The organism is Marisediminitalea sp. (genome assembly GCF_984433645.1).
This window is the reverse complement of sequence record NZ_CFIDRX010000071.1, coordinates 1-20,212: the sequence shown is the minus strand read 5'-3', so window position 1 is coordinate 20,212 and position 20,212 is coordinate 1. Positions and strand designations below refer to the sequence as shown.

Genomic DNA, 20,212 nt, shown 5'->3' with positions numbered 1-20,212 from the left:
TTCGTTTCAGCCTGTTATTTTTAATAATACTAGTCTTCTGGTTTTTACTGTTATTGGCCTGCTCGTCGCTAAAGAGTAAATTGTGGAAAAGTTTGATCTGATTAACATCAAAAAAGCGCTTGCAAATGCGAAACAATCTCAGTTTGAATAAGGGCATTACAGGAGCAGGCTACTAGTCACTCTTATCGAGATTGGTAAACACGAACTGCTTCCGAGGGGCACAGCCCGGATTATAGCTATATGTTTGTGCGGCTTAACGATGAGTGCTTCTTTTTGAGGAACGAAGAGTGGAGAGGGTAACAATCACATTAATAAAAGATGTCTTCCACTTTACCTTACTCGCGTTCTTGTCTATGAAATTAAGCATATTATGTATGCTCTTTTTCACGGATTTTACTACGGCTGAGTCAGTAGATTATTCGAGCCTTTTAGTGCAAGAACGAAAAACGCATTTCGTGCATCTTTTATATCTTGTCTTTTTCAGCCCAATATTGGAGACATTAATATTTTGCGTCTTTATTTATTCCGTTTGCCAGCGGATAACGGAGAATAAATACATTTTTATACTGTGTAGTACCCTCACTTTTTCAACATTTCATTTAGTGAAAGAGGGCCACATTGGTTTCATATTGTTATACACCTCTTTTGGTGGTTTATTGTTCTCTTACAATTACCAGAAGCAAATAAGACGACATGGAAAGTCGATTGCAATTGGAACTACCTTATTTATTCACGCAGCGGCAAATTTGGCTGTAAATTTTGTCTAGCAAAAGAGCACAGCATCCGCTTCAAGGCTAGTGCCAGGGCTCAGAGGCAAAACAGGTGTTAGAGGAAGTATGCCTGAAAGTATCCACCCGTCTTTACACAAAGAGCAACCCTCATTTACTCTTTAAAATTGTCTGAACACCATTACACAACAGGTTTTACTGGGACGTTAAAGTTGAGATACCAACTGAGCAGGTTTACAAAATGGCTGCTGCATACAGAAAACTACCGACCTAATAGTACTGTTGCTCAATATATTTTAACTACCTTCTCCCTGTGACTCGGTTTGCAGCCTTAATTGTTCCCAAAGAAAATCACTGACCGGGCCAGATTGTTGGCCCAGCTTACGCACTGCGCTTATTTCACCGCGAATGCTGCAGGTTACGTCGCTCAATTTGAGCGCAAATAACTCGCCTGATGCTAACTCATCGGCAACCTTATCGCGAGGAATATAACCCCATCCCGCGCCTTTCATGAGCAGGGCTTTTTGGGTGTCGCTGTCGTTTGAACGAATGGTAAAAGCCGGCACCACGCCCATCATTTTTTCGATATTGATATCTATATCGAAGGCTTGCGGCATCAAAAGCGGAATGTCGTGCAGGTGACTGGAATGGTCAGGCTCGCCGTTTAAATTTCTAAGGCAGTTAACATGCATCACGGCTACGACTTCGAATTGGCCAAACGGCAGAGTTTCAAATGTCGCTAACTCGTGAAAATTGTGCATCCATGGGGTAATGGCAACGTCGGCATCACCGTCTACAACACGTTGCAGAGCACCAAGCCTGGCTACGGAACTCAAATATAACTCGGTGTGAGGGTAGGCGCGTTGTGTATTTATTACCGCATCATAAATCGGAAGTTGCTGACAAATCGTATCATATACGAGCTCTACCTTGCGTTCGTGATCACGACTCAGGTGTTCTGCCAGACCGGTTAAATCGGATTGTTTGCGCAGCAGGTACCGGCAGTGTGGCAACATGCGGATGCCATCTTGGGTTAATTGCAGGCGGTTCCCGCTTTTTTGCAATAAACTAAGGTTAAATTCGTCTTGTAAACGCTTTATAGCAATAGAAATGGCAGGCTGAGTTTTGTGCAAGTGCTCGGCGGCCCGGGCAATACTGCCCAAATCGGCTACCGTAACAAACATCCGTAATTGTTCCAGTGTCATAAATTAAATTTAATATATAGCTAAAATAGATTAAATATTATTTTGGTATGGATTGGCGTATATTGCCAGCATTAGCTTAAGGAGAATGTGTGTGATTCAAAAATTTCATGTTCAGTTCAGTACACTGGTACTACTGATAAGCGTGTTGGCAGGCTGCGGTGGACAAGCTGAGGTCTCGCAATCCACAGGCGACCAAACCAAATTGGTAAAAGCAATCACACTGACACTGGGGGACAGCGGTGGCTATCGCGAGTTTCCCGCCGTGGTTGAAGCCAGCGAGGATGCAACACTGGCGTTTCGCGTTTCCGGAGAACTGTCTGAGTTGCTAGTCACTTCAGGACAATTGGTTGAAACCGGTCAACTGCTGGCAAAACTGGATCCCACTGATTATCAAATAGCGGTCGATCAGGCGCAGGCAAATTACGACCTAGCGAAAGTACAATACGATCGCGCAAAGACACTGGTAGAGAAACAGTTGGCGTCTAAAGCTGGATTTGATGAAGCCAACGCGCAGTTGCAGGTTGCTGCAGCAGCGTTAAAGTCAGCTAAGACGAATCTGGCTTATACAGAGTTACACGCGCCTTTTAGCGGTCAGGTTGCTCAGCGTTTTGTTGAAAACTTCGAGAGTATTACCGCGCAACAGCCGGTCTTTTCACTGCAGAAAAATACGGTAGTGGATGTTGCCATACAAATTCCGGAAGACTTGCTGTCGAACCTGGATAAAGAAGCAAACTACAGTCCTGAAGTGCGCTTTGATACCCATCCCGATGAAGTGTTTCGCGCAACGTTAAAAGAATATGATGCCGATGCTGATCCGGCTACCAACACCTACAAAGTAGTATTTCAACTGCGTCGTCCAGACAGTTTTAATGTGTTCCCGGGCATGTCAGCAACAGTGAGAGCGCAACTCGACGAAGTGATGAAAGTGAAAAGCGGTGGCTGGAATGTACCATCATCTGCGGTTTTTGCTGATGCGGAAAATGCGCAGCAAAGCTACGTGTTCGTGATCCAGGATGACATGACCCTTGAAAAGCGCGCGGTCACCTTAGGCGGTATCACCGATCAGGGCTTCAAGGTGGTGAGTGGGCTTTCCACTTCAGAAAAAATAGTGGCGGCCGGTGTGCATCGTCTTAGCGCCGGTGATACGGTCAGAATCTGGCAGAAAGAACGGGGGCTGTAGCCGTGAATATAGCCAGTTATTTTGTTAACAACCGGACGTCCAGCTGGATGGTTACGCTTATCCTGCTGTTAGGTGGGTTAATTGCATTTTTAAATTTAGGCCGTTTGGAAGACCCGCAATTTACCATTAAACAAGCCATGGTGATCACGGTATATCCAGGTGCTTCGCCTACCCAGGTTGAAGAAGAAGTTACGTACCCTATTGAAAATGCGATTCAGCAACTGCCGTACGTAGACAATATCAAGTCGATTTCTACGGCCGGAAAATCGCAGATCACGGTAGAAATGAAAAGCATCTACCGCAAAGATGACCTGCGCGGTATCTGGGAAGAGATGCGACGTAAAATTAATGACCTGACGCCGTCTTTGCCCTCAGGTGTTTACCCGCCCAAGATCATCGACGATTTTGCCGATGTGTACGGCATGCTTATCGCGGTTACGGGTGATGGATACCAGTACAAAGACATCAACGATTATGTGGATTTTCTGAAGCGTGAGTTGGTATTAGTCGATGGCGTTGGCAAAGTCAGCGTTCAAGGTGAGCAGGAAGAGCAGGTATTTGTGGAGATTTCCCGTTCAAAAATTGTTTCACTGGGTATCAGTCCAAGCCGCATCAGTTCTTTGCTGGTCACACAAAACCAGGTATCGAATGCCGGTAAGGTTAAAATTGGCGATGAATACATTCGCATTAACCCTACTGGCGAATTCGAATCTGTTGAAGAGCTTGAAAACCTGCTTATTAGCCAGGCGGGCGCATCTGAGCGTATTTACCTTGGCGATGTTGCGCGCGTGTATCGCGGCTACGAAGAGGTGCCGGACAATTTAATTCACTACGGTGGCCATCGGGCTTTATTGCTGGGCATATCCTTCGCCGACGGGGTGAATGTTGTTGAAGTGGGCGAGCGTATTCAGCAACGCATGCAAGCATTGGAATACATGCGTCCTGTTGGCATGGATACCGACTTCATTTACAACCAGCCGGTTGAAGTTGATAAATCCGTACATGGTTTTATTTTAAACCTGGCCGAAGCGGTGGGCATTGTTATTGTGGTACTGCTGTTGTTCATGGGCATAAAGTCAGGCTTGTTAATTGGCCTTATCCTGCTATTGACCGTGTTAGGCACCTTTATCTTCATGCAGCAGATGGATATAAACCTACAGCGTATTTCGCTAGGGGCGCTGATCATTGCGCTTGGGATGCTGGTCGATAATGCCATTGTGGTAACCGAAGGGATACTGATAGCCATGAAACGTGGCTTAAACAAGCGCGAGGCAGCTGCTCAGGTGGTGAGTCAGAATATGTGGCCACTGCTGGGCGCAACGGTGATTGCTATTATTGCGTTTGCGCCTATCGGTTTGTCCAGCGATGCCACGGGAGAATTTGCTGGTAGCTTATTCTGGGTGTTGTTTGTGAGTTTATTGCTCAGTTGGATCACGGCGATAACGCTTACGCCTTTTTTCGCCACCTTGTTATTTAAAGACGATGCCAAAGCAGACAGTAGCGAACTGAAAGACAGCGAAGACATCTACAAAGGCGTTATATTCGATGTGTTTAGCGGTATTCTGGGTTTCGCGTTGCGCTGGCGAGTGTTGACTGTGGTTACCATGGTGGGCCTGTTAGTCAGTGCGGTCATTGCGTTTGGCCAGGTAAAGCAGGCGTTTTTCCCGCCTTCAACTACGCCGATGTTTCTGGTTGACGTGTGGCATAAAGCCGGCACCGACATTCGGGTTAATGCGGAAAAAATGGGGATTATCGAAGCCCATATGCTTGAGCAGGATGGCGTCGAGGAAGTGACAACGACAGTGGGACAGGGGCTGCCGCGTTTCATGCTTACCTATAAAACGGAAAAAAGCTATCCGACCTACGCGCAGCTAGTGATCAGAATGCAGGATGGTGAGTCACTGGAAGCGCAATTGCCGAAACTGCGCGATTATATGGAAACTGAACACGGCGAAATGTTCTATAAGATAAAGCGTCTTGAAATTGGTCCGTCTACGGATGCCAAAATCGAAGCGCGCTTTAGTGGGCCGGATCCACAGGTGTTGCGACAATTGGCTTCAGAAGCAAAGCGCGTGCTGGAGTCTGATCCAGGTGCACGCAATATCCGTGACAACTGGCGTCAGCAAACCAAGGTAATTCGCCCGGTATTTAACGAAGCCGCAGCGCGTCGTGTTGGTATCAGCAAAGCTGATCTGGATAACCTGTTGCTTACCAGCTTCAGCGGCGCGCAAATTGGCGTGTACCGCGATGGCACGGACTTGCTACCTATTATCAGCCGCCCGCCACCGGAAGAGCGCCTGACCGCAGACAATCTGGAGAATCTGCAGATATTCTCATCGACGGCACAACAGTTTATTCCAATTACCCAAATCGTGCGTAAGTTCGATGTGGTGTGGGAAGACCCGATTATCATGCGCAGAGACAGAAAGCGTACGCTTACGGTAATGGCCGATCACGATATTCTGGGCAGTGAAACCGCAGCTAAGTTGTTCTCTCGCGTTCGCGGTGAAATTGAAGCCATTCCACTTCCGGTGGGTTATGAGCTGGAGTGGGGCGGTGAATTTGAAGCCTCGACGAAAGCGCAAAAGGCTATCTTTGGATCGCTGCCGGTGGGTTACCTGATCATGTTTATTACAACGGTATTGTTGTTTGCCTCAGCCAGGACAGCGGGGATTATCTGGGCTTGTATTCCTTTAGCGCTGATTGGCGTAAGCTATGGCTTACTGATAACCGGCGCACCGTTTGGCTTTATGGCGCTGCTCGGATTTTTAAGTCTGTCGGGCATGATCATCAAAAACGGTATTGTTCTGGTTGAGCAGGTGAAACTTGAACTGGAAGAGGGCAAAGCGCCGTATTCAGCGTTGTTTCATGCTACGCTGAGCCGGGTAAGGCCGGTTTGCATGGCGGCCATTACCACTATTCTGGGAATGATCCCGCTTTTGTTTGATGACTTCTTTGCCAGCATGGCAGTGGTGATCATGTTTGGTCTGGGCTTTGCTACCTTGCTTACGCTGGTCTTTGTGCCCGTACTGTATAGCCTGGTTTTTAAAATAAAGCCTTCGCACTAACACGTTGTTCTGAAAGCAGCCCGGCCTGATTTGTCACGCCGGGCTTTTTTGTAACTCTTTCACTGGCTGTGAGAACAATACAGAGTGCTGAAATACGTTTTTTTGTAAGTTTATGATTTTAATGAATTATACGGTTGGTATGCGTTTCGCATTATCTACTGTGAGCGCAAGACAATTGCGCGATGCCTGAATAGTTTTCTGTTTCGGTTGCAGGCATTTTTACTTCATTAGATAAAGGAGCGGACAATGAATACTGATATTGCTAAAGGTAAGTGGACACAACTGACTGGTAAAGTGAAAGAAAAGTGGGGTAAGCTCACCGATGACGAAGTAGAGCAAATGGAAGGTAAGTTCGAAGTCTTTTACGGCAAAATGCAGGAAAGATATGGCATGAGCAGGGAAAAGGCGCGCCGTGAGTTTGATGCCTTACAGGCCTAAGTTTTAAGGCAGCCCCTCAGCAACACTGAGGGGCTGTTTTGTTTAGAACTTATACGTTGCAGTGAACGAGAAGGTTCTGCCCGCTGAAGGTTTAACGACTACTGAGTCGAATAAATCAGCCGAGGTATAATATTCTTCATCCAGCAAATTATTCACTTGCAGAAGACCAACAAACGGTCCTTGCGCATAGCTTACAGAGCCATTCACAATGCTGTAGCTAGGCAGCAAGACGGTTTGCAATATGTCAGTGTAAGTTTCGTCAACCCACGTCAGGCCGATACTCCCTGTCACATCGCCTTCACCCAGTTCCTGTGCCCAGGTACCTGAAATACTAATGATATTGTCGGGCAGGCCACCGCGCTCGAGACGCGTATTCATGCCAACAAAAGCCGAACGGGGACCTGCAATACGGCCGCCGTACACATCTTCGGGGTTAAGCCCGTTCTGCGCCGCGAAATCAGCACCATTAATAACTGCTAATGCACCATTACTGACTTCTTCGGTATTAGTGTGGGTAGCCGTTGCAAGAATAGACAGATTTTCACTCACCAAAGCCCGCATTTCGAATTCCAGGCCATCACCATACACGGCGACAAGCGCACCGGTCTGACTGTCACGATACGTCTTTTCCTGATCGTACCAGGCAACAGCGGTATACAAACGGTTGTCGAGCAGGTTCATTTTGACACCCACTTCCTGAAGCACTGATTCCTGGATATATTCGCTTGACTCAATGGTCGTTGGAATGATCCCGCCAAGTTGGTTGGTACTCAACGAGTTGGTTTCTGCATAGGTGATATAGGGAATAATACCATCTGCATCGTAGGAAATACTGGTGTTATAGCTAAACGCCGTATCATCACCTGTTATAACACCATTACCCTGAGGGTCGCCTAAATAGGCTACCCAGCCGTTTTCTGATTCAACGTCGAAGTAGTCAAACCGCGCACCTAGTAGTACGTTAAATTTGCCATAGGCGATATCGGTCAGGAAAAACGTTCCGGCATTGGCCGATTTGGACAGGTGCACTTCGTTAAAGTTACGGGTTAACGTACCATCGACGCCGGTGACGTTGCCATCATCGTCATAAATGAGTGTGGCATTTTCATAAGGGTCAAACGATGATGGAGAAATACGGTCATTAGCCGTTGGCCCTACGGAAATATCACGGAAATCAAACGTCTCATCCATCCAGGCGGCGTAGTTATCCAAATGTTCTTCGCGGTAGTTCACACCCACTATGCTGTTAGCAGTAAAACTGTCGCCTTCGTACTCGAAAGTCAGGCTGCTGCGAAGTTCGTACAGGAATGCGTCCGGGTAGTAAGCGGTGAAACCCCAGCTTTGGTACTTGGTGTGATCCATGTAATCGTAAAACGCTTCATTTTTCCATACAGTGCCACTTTCGAACTCATGGGTGATGTCGATATACGCGGTAATCGCCGTGGTATCAGCGTAATCCTGATCGTCGATAAACGTAGTCTGATGATCGATTTGCGTAGTGCCTACATCGGTTAACGCATAAGGGTTAGCCAGTGTGCGGTCAGCCAGGAAATTACCAAAACCGCCGGCACAGCTGATTTCAAAACCGTTGTACGAGGCATTACCTGCACCCGCGTCGGCAGCCGTACACCAACTGTTTACGTTGCTAAATGCGTTATTCAGGAAGCTGGGCGCAAACGACGCTATGAACGACGACTCCTGAGGCAGCAGAGTATTGGCGCCTATCGGATTGTCAGAGTTTCGAATCGGCGCGGCACCGGTTATATAAGTACCGTTGTCAATCAGGTCTTGCGTGACGCGGTTCCATCCCGGCACCTGAATACTGTCAGTCGTCTGATACTGCACGCCGAACTGCAGAGTCGTGCTGTCGGACAGGTCAAAATCGACAGCAGCCTGAACTAACTCACTGGAAGGCTCATACCCATCAAAGAACGATTCTGAATCTTCAACTTCGGCAAATAACTGCAGGCCACCGTATTTACCGCCAATTTCCAGAGGGATACCCAGGCTGCCCGAGATGATGCGTTGGTTGTACGAACCCACGGTAACTGAAATGTCACCGGTGACTTCATCGATGTATTTACTGCCGCCTACTTTGGCCGATTTGGGGGTGTAATTGAGCTGTCCACCCACGCTGCCGCTACCGTAGAGTGGTGACACCGGGCCACGCATGACTTCAAGTTTTTCCGCACCGCGCACAATGGTATTGAATGCACCCGGGTTGGCAATGCGACGAAAGCCCCGGAAATAGTTGTCGGCAGGCTCACCGCGAATATCCATGGCGCCTTTAATACCGAAGAACGAGCTGGTGAACGCCCCCGGGGTTAAACGAACCAAATCATCAACGCTGCGCAGTGCGAATTTGTCTACCAGGTCTTCGCTGATTTCGGTAATTGAACGAGGGGTTTCGTACAGTGATTTGTCTAAACCAAACGCGCTGCGGTTTTCGCCGTTTGGCATAATGGAGTAGTAATCCGCTTTTTTGCCCAGTACATCTATTTTTTCAACGTCAGTTTCACTGACTTCTGATGCTTCCTGAGCGAGTGCGGTGGTAGTACTGCCAAGAAGAAAAAGTGCAATACTTACCGCAATGGGATGAAAAGAATGAGAGTGTTTCATTAGTGTTCCCTGTTGAGTGAGTGTGAAGTGTTCCCGACAGCCTTGGAGCACAACACGTGCCAAAACTTGACCAGGTGGTCAGAATAAGGCGCAGAAGTACTTGGGGGATAGGTCAAATATACGCAAGTAATTTTTATAAATATAAATTTATTCAATAGGTTATGGTTTTATCTATCAGCGATAGAAAATAGGGTTTTAATTAGTCGTGATGTTGCTATGTGAGCGCAATTTTGAGCGTCGTTATTTCATTGATGAAATTAAATGCACCAATTTTATTCAGTCGGTGCACGATAAAAGGTCAGTTTATCGCGGTGAAACACTGATAGTGCGACCATGGAGTGCGCGAAGGGTATGTATGATAGAGAGTTATAGTGATGAAACGAAACCGAGAAGGATAGGCGTGTGTTACAACAACAAAATACCGGTCTGATTATCATCGACGTGCAGGGAAAGCTGGCTACACTGGTTGCCAATAGCGATGAGACGATTCAATCTGTTATCACCTTAGTGCAAGGCATGAAAATACTTGGGCTCCCCGTGATTTGGGTAGAGCAGTTGCCAGACAAACTGGGCACAACGGTGCCGGCAATAGCTGAACATTTGTCAGACTATGAGCCTTTCGCTAAATCTACGTTTAGTGCAATGGGTAACACGGCAATTTCGCAGGCGATTGCATCAACCGGGCGTACAGACTGGCTTGTGTGTGGCATTGAAGCTCACATCTGCGTTTACCAGACCGTATGTGACCTACTCGACAACGGCTATCACGCGCATATTGTAAATGATGCGGTGTCATCCAGAAATCCTCAGAACAAAGCCCTGGCGCTGGACAAAATGCAACGCCTGGGGGCACACATTAGCGGTGTTGAAATGGCGCTGTACGAATTGCTCGAACGGGCCGATATTCCGGAATTCAAAGCGATTCTGCCTCTCGTCAAATAAGCACTGGTATGATTTGAACAGTAAAAACCTGCAATTTTGCAGGTTTTTGCATTTTATTTGCTGAAATCAGCCCGTTAGGGTAGCCGTGCCTTTTATCCTTTGTGTAAAATGTCGGCCTTTTACAGTTCCGGCCGTTTTGCAATCCGTTTGATTGCAACCATGTCGGGTCTGCCACACAGTAATTTTGTACCAAATTGGGGTAAACATGGAGCTTGAAGCGATAGTCAATCAGGCGAAAGCAGAGATTGATGCTGCCAGCGACGCAGCCACGCTCGACCAGGTTCGGGTGGAGTTCATGGGTAAAAAAGGCAAACTGACTGACCTGTTAAAAGGGTTAGGGCAGTTGTCTGCTGAAGAACGTCCACTTGCCGGACAAAAAATTAACGAAGCAAAGCAAGTTATTCAACAGGCTATCAGCGTGAAAGGCGACGCCTTGCGCACAGCAGAAATGAATAAGAAGCTGGCTGAAGAAGCGGTTGACGTGACCCTGCCGGGTCGCACCGAGTTCGCAGGCAACCTGCACCCGGTATCACGCACAATTAGCCGTATTGAAAAGTTCTTTGGCGAGCTGGGCTTCGCAGTGAAGACCGGCCCGGAAGTAGAAGACAGCTTCCACAACTTTGACGCGCTGAACATTCCGGCTAATCACCCGGCTCGTGCTGACCATGATACCTTTTATTTTAATCCGGAAATCATGTTGCGTACGCAAACGTCTGGTGTACAGATCCGCACTATGGAAGCAGAAAAGCCGCCATTGCGTATTATCTCGCCGGGACGTGTATACCGTAACGATTACGATCAGACTCACACACCGATGTTCCACCAGGTAGAAGGCCTGATGGTAGACAAGAATGTGAGCTTTACTGAGCTGAAAGGTATTCTGCACGACTTCCTGCAAAACTTCTTTGAAGAGTCATTGCAAGTGCGCTTCCGTCCGTCTTACTTCCCGTTTACTGAACCTTCAGCAGAAGTCGATGTGATGGGTAAGAACGGCCAGTGGCTGGAAGTGCTGGGCTGCGGTATGGTGCATCCTAATGTGCTGCGTGCTGTGGGCATTGACCCTGAAGAATACACTGGTTTCGCCTTTGGAATGGGCGTTGAGCGCTTAACCATGTTGCGCTACGGCGTAAATGACTTACGCGCGTTTTTCGAAAACGACCTCCGTTTCCTCAAGCAGTTCAACTAAGGCGGCATCAACATGAAATTCAGTGAAAAGTGGTTAAGAGAATGGGTTAACCCTGCTGCGTCACAGGATGAACTGTGCGAGCAGCTAAGTATGGCCGGACTGGAAGTCGACGGCGTAGAACCGGTTGCCGGTGACTTCTCAGGCGTAGTAGTAGGCGAGGTGGTTGAGTGTGGGCAACACCCTAACGCTGACAAACTGCGCGTGACCAAAATTAATGTGGGCGAAGACGAGCTGCTGGACATCGTATGTGGTGCACCAAACTGCCGTCTTGGCCTGAAAGTGGCTGTTGCCAAAGTGGGCGCAGTGCTACCGGGTGATTTTAAAATTAAGAAAGCGAAACTGCGCGGTGAGCCGTCGTTCGGCATGTTGTGTAGTTTCTCTGAACTGGGTATTAGCGACGATCACAGCGGTATTATTGAGTTGCCTCTGGATGCACCGATTGGTGCTGATATTCGCGACTACCTTGAACTCAATGACGTTACCATTGAGGTTGATTTAACCCCTAACCGTGCAGATTGCCTTGGCCTTCGCGGTATTGCCCGTGAAGTTGGCGTGTTAAATAACACCGACGTAACCGAACCAACGGTAGAAGCGGTTGCACCAACTATTGAAGACAAGCTGGCGATTACGTTAAGCGCGCCTGAAGCTTGCCCGCGCTATTTGGGCCGTGTGGTAAAAGGCGTTAACGTAAAAGCGCAGTCACCCCTGTGGCTGACAGAAAAACTGCGCCGCAGTGGTATTCGCAGCATCGACCCGATTGTAGACGTAACCAACTTCGTACTGCTTGAACTTGGCCACCCCATGCACGCATTCAACCTGGCTTCTATTGAAGGCGGTATTAATGTACGCATGGCTAATGCAGGTGAATCCCTGACGCTACTCGATGAAACCACGGTAGAGCTTAAAGACAACACCCTGGTCATTGCCGACGACAATAAGGCGCTGGCAATGGCGGGTATCTTCGGTGGACTGCATTCAGGTACCGACGAAAACACCACCGATATTTTGCTGGAAAGTGCGTTCTTCGCGCCGGATGCCATTATGGGCAAAGCGCGCCAATACGGTCTGCACACCGATGCATCGCACCGTTATGAGCGTGGTGTTGACCCGCTGTTGCAGGCAACCGCAATGGAACGCGCGACGCGTTTGATTCTGGATATCTGTGGCGGAGAAGCTGGCCCGGTTGTTGAAGCAGTGAATGACGCTACGTTACCAGCGCAACCCGAGGTTACGCTGCGTAAAGCACGCCTGAAGCGTGTTCTGGGCATTGATATTGCTGATGACACCGTGTCTGAAATCCTGGCCCGACTGGGCATGCAGGCAACAGAATCAGACGAAGGTTGGGTTGCCAAAGCACCGTCGTACCGCTTTGATATTGCGATTGAAGAAGATTTAATCGAAGAAGTGGCTCGCGTTTACGGTTACAACAGCATTCCTAATGTTGCCCCAGTGGCCGCGCTGTCAATGATTCCGGCAAACGAAGCGACATTATCGCTGGATGCGGTTAAAGCAGTACTACTTAACCGCGGCTACAACGAAGCCATTACCTATTCGTTTGTTGATCCGAAAATTCAAAACCTGTTGTTCCCGGAAAGCAACGGTTTGGTATTGCCGCATCCGATTTCTTCAGACATGTCTATTATGCGCGTGAGCTTGTGGCCGGGTCTGCTTCAGGCAACTTCGTATAACCAGAAGCGTCAGCAAAACCGCATTCGTTTGTTCGAAACTGGCCTGCGCTTTGTTCCCGATGCTGATGCACCGAACGGCATTAATCAGGAGCCGATGCTGGCGGGCGTGCTTGCTGGTCGTCGCTTAGCGGAACATTGGGACGGTACTGATTCGGCTGTTGATTTCTTTGATGCGAAAGCTGATGTAGAAGCGCTGCTGGGACTAACCGGTAAAGGCAAGCAAGTGAGCTTCAAAGCTGAAACGCATTCTGCCTTGCACCCGGGCATGTCAGCGGCAATTTACCTTGATGATGCGCACATTGGCTGGCTGGGCGCGGTACACCCGCAATTCAGCAAAAAGCTGGGCACCAACGGACGTGTGTTTGTTTTTGAACTGCTGTTAAGTGCCGTTACACAGCGTGAATTACCGTCTGCGAAGCCGGTTTCCAAGTTCCCGGCAAACCGCCGTGACATCGCGATTACCGTGGCTGAAACCGTGGCTGTCGGCGATGTAATAAAATTTATTGAAAAAAATAGCGCAAATCAATTAGTTGGCCTAAACTTGTTCGATGTGTATACTGGTCAAGGAATAGCCGACGGCTATAAGAGCCTTGCGTTATCACTGATCCTGCAAGATCCAGACAAAACGTTGGAAGATGCAGAGATCCAAGCGGTGGTAGATTCAGTGGTTAAAGGGCTTGAATCTGAATTCGGGGCAGCGTTAAGAGAGTAAATTATGGCATTAACCAAGGCCGAGATGGCTGAACACTTATTCGAAAAACTGGGTATCAACAAGAAAGACGCTAAGGATTTGGTGGAAGCGTTTTTTGAAGAAATCAAAGGCGCACTGGAATCCGGTGAACAAGTGAAACTCTCCGGGTTTGGCAACTTTGATTTGCGTGACAAGAATGAACGGCCTGGCCGCAACCCGAAAACGGGTGAGGACATTCCGATCAAAGCGCGTCGCGTGGTTACGTTCCGCCCAGGTCAGAAACTCAAGAGTCGGGTTGAAAATTCCAAGCCGCCTACAGAGTAGAGACGTAGTGCTTTAAAAAACATCATTGGCCAGCAGCTCTGCTGGCCTTTTTATGCTGTTAGTTGGGCTTCTGGCTGACAGATCTTCTAACCTACACGTAGTTTTGGGGTAGGCATTTTTTATGACATTTCGCAAAGGCTTAATACTGGTCGTTGTACTGCTAATTGCCGCAGTAGGGTTTTGGTTTACTCAACCACAAACGCCTGTTGAAGATGAACAACAGGATGCTGCATTAGCTTCGCTTTCATTTCGCCAACAAATTCTGCACGCCAGCGATTTAATGGCAGGCGTTAAGCAGGCTATTCAGCAGCAGGACGCTCAGGCATTACAAACCTGGCAACAAAAGGCGGTTGAGGTTGCCGTTGCCGCTGAACTGAGTCAGCAGGATATTGATTTTATTGCGTCACAGGAAGGATTGGAGTATTTGCAGTTTCATGCAAACCGCGCGTTGTTTAATGAAGGTTTTGAGCAGCGATATCATTCGTTAGCCGGTATTGAGGATTTAAAAGCGCAGTACCCGCAAGCACAGGATTTGTTTGCGAAAGCGGACGAGATGATTGCGCAGCGTGATGCAATTATCAATGAAATCGCAATAGAGCTGGGTGGGACGAATCCGCCAGGTGACGTCGCGATTAAAGAAGCTAAACGCTTGTGGCAACAGCGTTTCAAAAGTAACTAAGCGGGGTTGGTTGCTTACTCAGGCCCAGCCGACATGGTCAGGCAGCGAGTAGCCACTGTATTCTAAGTGTACAACCCGTCGTTGAGACGGGTTTTGTGCTTTTGACGAGGCGTGAAGCAAATGGGGGCGCATTACCAGTACATCTCCCACGCCAGCTTCACATACTACTTCCGGCTGTTGTCGAACTATTTGCTCGATGTCGTTCTGCGAGAGTAATCCAGCCTGATGACTACTGGGAATGACTTTCAGACAGCCGCTGCTAATGTCGGCGGGATCCAGGTGGATTCGCAACGTCACCATATTATTTAAAACAGCAAGTGGTGCCTGTACATGCAGGGTATGGTCTTTTTCACTCCAGGGGCCCCAGTCAGGGGCATCGAATTTCGCTGACACGCACACGGTTTTATCCTGATGCCAGGTTACCAGCCAGTTATTGTCGACGGTCTTATTAAATACGATGGCGCGCACTAACTGCGCGGGACCATTGAGGTATTGAGCCGCGAGACTCAGCAAATGGGCGCAGTGGGCGAGATCATGAATGCCAGTAAACTTCTTCTCGGCATTGCGAATGCCACCCGTGCCGGCACAGACGTGGTGCGATGACAATTCTTTACAGATGGCGTGGCACTGCGCTGGCGGTAAGCACCCTTTAATTAATTCGTATCCCAAGGGCAGCGCGTTACTATGCTTAGCGGCCATTTACTCTGTCTAGCCTGCGAGTGGGGCGAACTTACCGCGGGTCAGGCCAGCTAAATCCTGTGGGCTTAATTCAATTTCCAGACCGCGTTTTCCCGCGCTCACGTAGATGGTATCGAAAGGCTCTGCCGATGCGTCGATAAACGTGGGCAGGGCTTTCTTTTGGCCCAACGGACTGACACCACCCAGCACATAGCCTGTGGTGCGCTCTACTTTTTGCGGATTGCCCATTTGCGCTTTTTTTGCGCCGGCCGCTTTGGCCAGTTGTTTAAGGTTCAGCTGATGCGTAACAGGTACAACCGCAACCACCAGCGCGCCGGTATCCAGTTCGGCGACGAGTGTCTTGAAGACCTGTTCGGGTGCCAGCGAGAGCTTTTCAGCGGCTTCCAAACCATAGGAGGCCGCTTGTTTGTCGTGTGTATACTTGTGCACCTTATGCGCGATTTTTTTACGCTCGGCAGCCACAATGCCCGGTGTCATATTTGCTCCTACTGCGGGGTAAATGAAAGCGTGTGAATGGCGTCGCCGGGAAGCAGCGGCGTAAGCCTTTGCTCGGCGTAATCCATAAAGCCCGCCCGGTAAAAGGGCGATAGCGGGTGACCCGACTGACCACCTGGTAACGTCAGCACCGCGCTTTCCAGTTTACCCGGGCGCACAAATAAACGCTCGGATGCACCAAATGCACGCTGTTGTACAGACGGCATGTAAGTATCGCCAAACCCTTCCACTTCCGGCATGTTCAGGTATTTACCTACCAGCGGAATTTGGTTAGCAAACGGGTGGGTAATGGCCAGGGTGTTCACTTTACCCCAACGAAGGGTAGAGAGGTCCTCACTTTTACCATATTGCTTTTCCAAAGACGCTTTGGCTTCTTCGTATTGCGCCAGCATAAACGCCTGCCAGTCACTCTGTCCTTCTGGTAACCAGCCAGGTGGCTGCTTACGAATAAGTTGCCAGATTGCGGGCTCCAAATAACGGCTTAGAGGGCGTAATGATAGATCCTTTGACGTTAGCGTGTCGGATACTGAATCAAACGCGGCGGAAATTACCTGCTGGCGGAAATGCTTCACCAATGTGTAACCCACTGAATCAGCACAGGCGCAGTTGCCCCAGTTTTCCAGCGCGGCAATGTCGTTGGCAAAATAGCCGCTATTGCGATTCAGTAATTGGCGAAGCAATGCATGCCAGGGCTGAAGGAAACGCGCTTCGTTATCTAACTGAATCTGGTAAAAGCGTCCTTCATCGAATTGTTGATAGTCGAACAAGCGATCGCGAATTTGTTGGGCACGGGCGCCCAGTGCATAACCGCCGTCACCAAAACGCGTGGCATCTTCTGTGCTCATTACCCGGGAATTACCCGTCCAGATTCGTTTGGTGTCAGGGTTCATCACCACCGGTAAATCCATTTCGTCAATGTCCCAGCCACCGGCAGCCTGTGATTCAGGTACGGCGATGTCTTTGGGCTCCTGGCGGCCGGGCACTGCACCGCCTGGCATCCAGGCAATATTGCCGCGGGTGTCACCCATTACGAAGTTCTGCACTGGAATACCCAACTTGCGTACCACGGGAATCGCATCGAGTACGCTCAACTGGGTATCCATTAACATCAGGTTAAGGTTGGCGGAGTAGGGTTGGTGGGCAACCCATTGCAGTGCGTAGTAGCGATCGCCGATTTGCTTAACCGGCCCCCACTGACTTTCCAAACGGGTGTATCTGTGCGCTTCGCCTTTTACCAGTATGGTTTCTTCTACTTCGGTAAGACTGCCAGGGTCGCTGATTTCTACCCAGTCCGCCGTGTCGATATAGGCGTTGGTGAAGCCCCAGGCCACATGACCATTGGTGCCGACAATGATGCCGGGCACACCGGGTAAAGACACGCCTGTGATATTCACATCGTAATCGTTACGGGCGTAATTAAGTTGAGTACGGTACCAGATAATCGGTACTCTGAAGCCCAGATGCATGTCGTTGGCAAGTAGAGCGCCACCGCCGTCGGTAAGCTCACCGCTGACAATCCAGTTGTTACTGCCTATTTCGGGCACAAAAGGTAAAACCTCGACGGTATGTTTTGCGGTTACATCGTTGCCGGGCAGGGGGGGAATATCTGCTTTAAATTGCTGACGACTACCATCCAGTGCCGCCTGGTACTGACTGGACTGTAAAATAAAATCGACCATCGGCTGACCATAGTGTTTGGCAAGCTCGGTGAGCGCTAAGTCTCTGGACAAGGTATTGCCCTGTAAGTCCAGGTACATGCTGTATACCACTAACAGACTGTCAACTTCGGTCCAGGGCTTGATGTCAAAGCCGGTTAGCAAATATTCAAACGGTTCGGCACCAAGCTCGCTGATAGCTTGATTCACGCCTTTGGCATATTGCACCAGCGCCTGTTGTTGCCAATCCGGTAAGGTCGGCAATATGCGCTCGGCAAGGCGTCGAAACTGATGAAAACGGTTATTTTTGTCGACGTTTAGGGCGACTTCACCCAACCACTCAGACAGCTCACCAGCCGCCACGCGGCGCTGTAAATCCATTTGGAACAGTCTGTCTTGCCCGTGGGCATAACCTAATAGGTAAACAGCATCCAGCTGATTGGCTGCGGTGATGACAGCCTGACCCAATGCATCACGTGACAAGCTGGCAGGGTGGCTGATTTCGCGCAGCTGCTTTTGACCGTCCAGTACAGGTAAGCTTTGCGATAACGTTACGTACACGGTTGCACCGGCGATGAGTAAGATGGCAATGACTGCAATGAACAACCATTTGATCCACTTGAGCATGGGAAGTGTCCTTTTAAATACCTTTCTGCATTAAAACGCAGTGTATAACCACCAGTTTACAAGACGATGAATTGCAAAGGCCAGTGAATTATAACTAACAGGTCTGACCGGGATGCGACGAAGGGGTATTGGCGCGAGCAGTGTCTCGGGTTAAGCTGGTTGTAATAACAAGAAAAGCTATAAAATCAATCAGTAGCAATGCCATCCGACAGTATTCACAAAGAGGCAAAGACCGCTACAACAGGGCTGTAATCGTTAAGAGCGCCCATTACGACAGGCTCAGGACGCCATAATTACCTCAGGTAAACAGGAGTACGTACGCTTAGTACGGGTTGGCAAACTATGAAAATAAAAAATAACGTCATTCTTTTTAGTGCGGTTGTGAGCACCTTGCTGTGGTGGCTATTGGACGCTAACGGCCATTCTTCTGAATTAAGCTTAACGGCGGCGCTGACGGTGTTAATTGCTATTCTTTGGGTGACCGAAGCGTTACCGATCCCCGTTACCTCATTGATTCCCTTTGTTGCGTTTCCCATGGCGGGGGTGATTGACTACAAAGAGGCGTCATCTGCGCTGGGAAGCCATGTGATTTTATTGCTAATGGGGGCGTTTATGCTCTCTAAAGCACTGGAAAAGTCCGGGGTGCACAGGCGTATTGCGGTATACATGCTGCGATTATGCGGATCGTCCAGTGCCAAACGTTTGGTGTTGGGGTTTATGCTTACGTCGGCGCTGCTAAGTATGTGGATTTCCAATACTGCAACGGCGCTTATGTTGTTACCCATTGCAATGGCAATCATTACTTCAATGGACTCACCTAAACTGGCGACAGCGCTGTTGCTGGGTATTGCCTATGCTGCAAGTCTGGGCGGTGTGGGAACGCCTATCGGCACGCCACCGAATATTATTTTTATGAGCGTGTATCAGCAAACCACTGGGGTTGAGCTGAGCTTCCTGAATTGGATGATGACCGGCGTGCCCGTTGTGCTTATTTCCATTCCGATCATGTCGTTCTGGTTAACCCGCAACCTGGGTGAAATGCCGCCCTGTGATTTACCTAAAGCGGGTGGGTGGCGTACTGCTGAAAAGCGGGTATTAGCCGTGTTTGGTATTGTGGCGCTGGCCTGGATATTCCGCCCTTACTGGTCGGCATGGACCGGTATGACACTGGTGAGCGACAGTACCATTGCAATTGCCGGCGTGGTGTTAATGTTTCTGGTCCCTGACGGCGATAAAGAAAAGCCGGGCCAGTTGCTGGACTGGCGCACCGCTGAATCGATTCCCTGGGGCATGCTATTGCTGTTTGCCGGTGGTATTTGTATGGCGAAAGCCTTTACCGCGTCGGGCCTGAGTCAGCTGTTGGGCGAAGCTTTAACGGGTTTATCGGCATTACCGGTCGTACTGACGTTATTGTTGTTATGCCTGGCGGTAAGCTTTGTGACTGAGATTACCTCTAATACCGCTACCGCAACATTACTGATGCCAGTATTGGCCAGTGCGTCCGCGGCGATTGGGGTCGATCCGATTGTGTTAATGATGCCTGCGGCAATCAGCGCTAGCTGCGCGTTTATGATGCCGGTTGCAACTGCACCCAATGCCATTGTGTACGGCAGTGGACGCATTCCTATTCAGACTATGGTGCGCGAAGGCACCATACTGAATATTCTGGTAGGGCTGGTGATCACCGGCGTTGTGGTGGTAACCCGATTGTAGTTTAAATAAGAAGCGGTAAAGACTTCAGACAGTAGCCTTAATCAACGCTTTTTTGGTTAAGTCTCAGCCTGGTTTAGTTTCAGAGTATCGCGCTACACAACGTAACGAGATGGTCAGCGGCTGCTTAAACATTCTTCTAAACGTTTTCGCCAATGTGGTCTCGAGCGGCTATGTAATTTCGCTCCTGACCAGGCTAAAAGTCTGACCACCTCATCTGTAGCATGATGAAGTGCAATTTCAATTGGTACTATACCGTGAGCATTTTCTGCATTTAC

15 protein-coding genes are annotated in these 20,212 nt (G+C 49.1%); 10 read left to right on the top strand and 5 right to left on the bottom strand.

What is annotated here, in order from left to right:
* The first annotated feature begins 353 nt into the window (after positions 1-353).
* Entirely contained in the window at positions 354-767 is a 414-nt protein-coding gene (locus AC4MRN_RS10875) for a CPBP family glutamic-type intramembrane protease (protein ID WP_491203279.1), read from the top strand.
* 257 nt (positions 768-1,024) lie between these two features.
* Here AC4MRN_RS10875 and AC4MRN_RS10870 read toward each other — a convergent pair whose 3' ends face one another.
* Positions 1,025-1,933 (bottom strand): LysR family transcriptional regulator, encoded by a 909-nt coding sequence (locus tag AC4MRN_RS10870; RefSeq protein WP_491203278.1) that lies wholly within the window; start codon positions 1,931-1,933, stop codon positions 1,025-1,027.
* Positions 1,934-2,024: 91 nt separating this feature from the next.
* On the opposite strand from AC4MRN_RS10870, the gene AC4MRN_RS10865 reads away from it, so the two are divergent.
* The 3 genes from AC4MRN_RS10865 to AC4MRN_RS10855 all read left to right on the top strand — a co-directional run bounded on the left by AC4MRN_RS10865 (position 2,025) and on the right by AC4MRN_RS10855 (position 6,619).
* Entirely contained in the window at positions 2,025-3,113 is a 1,089-nt protein-coding gene (locus AC4MRN_RS10865; RefSeq protein WP_162359884.1) for an efflux RND transporter periplasmic adaptor subunit, read from the top strand.
* A 2-nt stretch (positions 3,114-3,115) separates the two neighbouring features.
* Positions 3,116-6,181 (top strand): efflux RND transporter permease subunit, encoded by a 3,066-nt coding sequence (locus AC4MRN_RS10860; RefSeq protein WP_491203277.1) that lies wholly within the window; start codon positions 3,116-3,118, stop codon positions 6,179-6,181.
* Between the two features lie 246 nt (positions 6,182-6,427).
* Positions 6,428-6,619 (top strand): CsbD family protein, encoded by a 192-nt coding sequence (locus tag AC4MRN_RS10855; protein WP_073324890.1) that lies wholly within the window; start codon positions 6,428-6,430, stop codon positions 6,617-6,619.
* A gap of 42 nt (positions 6,620-6,661) precedes the next feature.
* Here the strand turns inward: AC4MRN_RS10855 and AC4MRN_RS10850 are convergent, their stop codons facing one another.
* Positions 6,662-9,238 (bottom strand): TonB-dependent siderophore receptor, encoded by a 2,577-nt coding sequence (locus AC4MRN_RS10850; RefSeq protein ID WP_491203276.1) that lies wholly within the window; start codon positions 9,236-9,238, stop codon positions 6,662-6,664.
* 402 nt (positions 9,239-9,640) lie between these two features.
* On the opposite strand from AC4MRN_RS10850, the gene AC4MRN_RS10845 reads away from it, so the two are divergent.
* The 5 genes from AC4MRN_RS10845 to AC4MRN_RS10825 all read left to right on the top strand — a co-directional run bounded on the left by AC4MRN_RS10845 (position 9,641) and on the right by AC4MRN_RS10825 (position 14,748).
* Entirely contained in the window at positions 9,641-10,180 is a 540-nt protein-coding gene (locus AC4MRN_RS10845) for a hydrolase (protein ID WP_491203275.1), read from the top strand.
* A 205-nt stretch (positions 10,181-10,385) separates the two neighbouring features.
* Positions 10,386-11,366 (top strand): phenylalanine--tRNA ligase subunit alpha, encoded by a 981-nt coding sequence (gene pheS, locus AC4MRN_RS10840; protein WP_073324886.1) that lies wholly within the window; start codon positions 10,386-10,388, stop codon positions 11,364-11,366.
* Between the two features lie 12 nt (positions 11,367-11,378).
* Complete coding sequence (gene pheT, locus AC4MRN_RS10835; protein WP_491203274.1) at positions 11,379-13,766, top strand: phenylalanine--tRNA ligase subunit beta; 2,388 nt, start codon at positions 11,379-11,381, stop codon at positions 13,764-13,766.
* 3 nt (positions 13,767-13,769) lie between these two features.
* Positions 13,770-14,069 (top strand): integration host factor subunit alpha, encoded by a 300-nt coding sequence (ihfA, locus tag AC4MRN_RS10830; protein WP_073324884.1) that lies wholly within the window; start codon positions 13,770-13,772, stop codon positions 14,067-14,069.
* Between the two features lie 121 nt (positions 14,070-14,190).
* Entirely contained in the window at positions 14,191-14,748 is a 558-nt protein-coding gene (locus AC4MRN_RS10825) for a hypothetical protein (protein WP_370164919.1), read from the top strand.
* A gap of 18 nt (positions 14,749-14,766) precedes the next feature.
* Here AC4MRN_RS10825 and AC4MRN_RS10820 read toward each other — a convergent pair whose 3' ends face one another.
* The 3 genes from AC4MRN_RS10820 to AC4MRN_RS10810 are packed head-to-tail and all read right to left on the bottom strand — an operon-like array spanning position 14,767 to position 18,224.
* Positions 14,767-15,447, bottom strand: a complete 681-nt coding sequence (locus AC4MRN_RS10820) for a phytanoyl-CoA dioxygenase family protein (RefSeq protein ID WP_491203273.1) — start codon at positions 15,445-15,447, stop codon at positions 14,767-14,769.
* Between the two features lie 9 nt (positions 15,448-15,456).
* Positions 15,457-15,924 (bottom strand): Cys-tRNA(Pro) deacylase, encoded by a 468-nt coding sequence (gene ybaK / locus AC4MRN_RS10815; RefSeq protein WP_073324881.1) that lies wholly within the window; start codon positions 15,922-15,924, stop codon positions 15,457-15,459.
* A gap of 8 nt (positions 15,925-15,932) precedes the next feature.
* Positions 15,933-18,224, bottom strand: a complete 2,292-nt coding sequence (locus tag AC4MRN_RS10810) for a penicillin acylase family protein (protein ID WP_491203272.1) — start codon at positions 18,222-18,224, stop codon at positions 15,933-15,935.
* 342 nt (positions 18,225-18,566) lie between these two features.
* Here AC4MRN_RS10810 and AC4MRN_RS10805 point away from each other — a divergent pair, with 342 nt between their 5' ends.
* Positions 18,567-19,937, top strand: a complete 1,371-nt coding sequence (locus tag AC4MRN_RS10805; RefSeq protein ID WP_491203271.1) for an SLC13 family permease — start codon at positions 18,567-18,569, stop codon at positions 19,935-19,937.
* The last annotated feature ends 275 nt before the right edge of the window (positions 19,938-20,212 follow it).

Excerpts from the sequence above, each read along its gene's own strand:
- AC4MRN_RS10875 (WP_491203279.1), top strand. The coding sequence starts at position 354 with ATGAAATTAAGCATATTATGTATGCTCTTTTTCACGGATTTTACTACG.
- AC4MRN_RS10870 (WP_491203278.1), bottom strand. The coding sequence starts at position 1,933 with ATGACACTGGAACAATTACGGATGTTTGTTACGGTAGCCGATTTGGGC.
- AC4MRN_RS10855 (WP_073324890.1), top strand. The coding sequence starts at position 6,428 with ATGAATACTGATATTGCTAAAGGTAAGTGGACACAACTGACTGGTAAA.
- AC4MRN_RS10850 (WP_491203276.1), bottom strand. The coding sequence starts at position 9,238 with ATGAAACACTCTCATTCTTTTCATCCCATTGCGGTAAGTATTGCACTT.
- pheS (WP_073324886.1), top strand. The coding sequence starts at position 10,386 with ATGGAGCTTGAAGCGATAGTCAATCAGGCGAAAGCAGAGATTGATGCT.
- pheT (WP_491203274.1), top strand. The coding sequence starts at position 11,379 with ATGAAATTCAGTGAAAAGTGGTTAAGAGAATGGGTTAACCCTGCTGCG.
- ihfA (WP_073324884.1), top strand. The coding sequence starts at position 13,770 with ATGGCATTAACCAAGGCCGAGATGGCTGAACACTTATTCGAAAAACTG.
- AC4MRN_RS10825 (WP_370164919.1), top strand. The coding sequence starts at position 14,191 with ATGACATTTCGCAAAGGCTTAATACTGGTCGTTGTACTGCTAATTGCC.
- AC4MRN_RS10820 (WP_491203273.1), bottom strand. The coding sequence starts at position 15,447 with ATGGCCGCTAAGCATAGTAACGCGCTGCCCTTGGGATACGAATTAATT.
- ybaK (WP_073324881.1), bottom strand. The coding sequence starts at position 15,924 with ATGACACCGGGCATTGTGGCTGCCGAGCGTAAAAAAATCGCGCATAAG.
- AC4MRN_RS10810 (WP_491203272.1), bottom strand. The coding sequence starts at position 18,224 with ATGCTCAAGTGGATCAAATGGTTGTTCATTGCAGTCATTGCCATCTTA.
- AC4MRN_RS10805 (WP_491203271.1), top strand. The coding sequence starts at position 18,567 with ATGAAAATAAAAAATAACGTCATTCTTTTTAGTGCGGTTGTGAGCACC.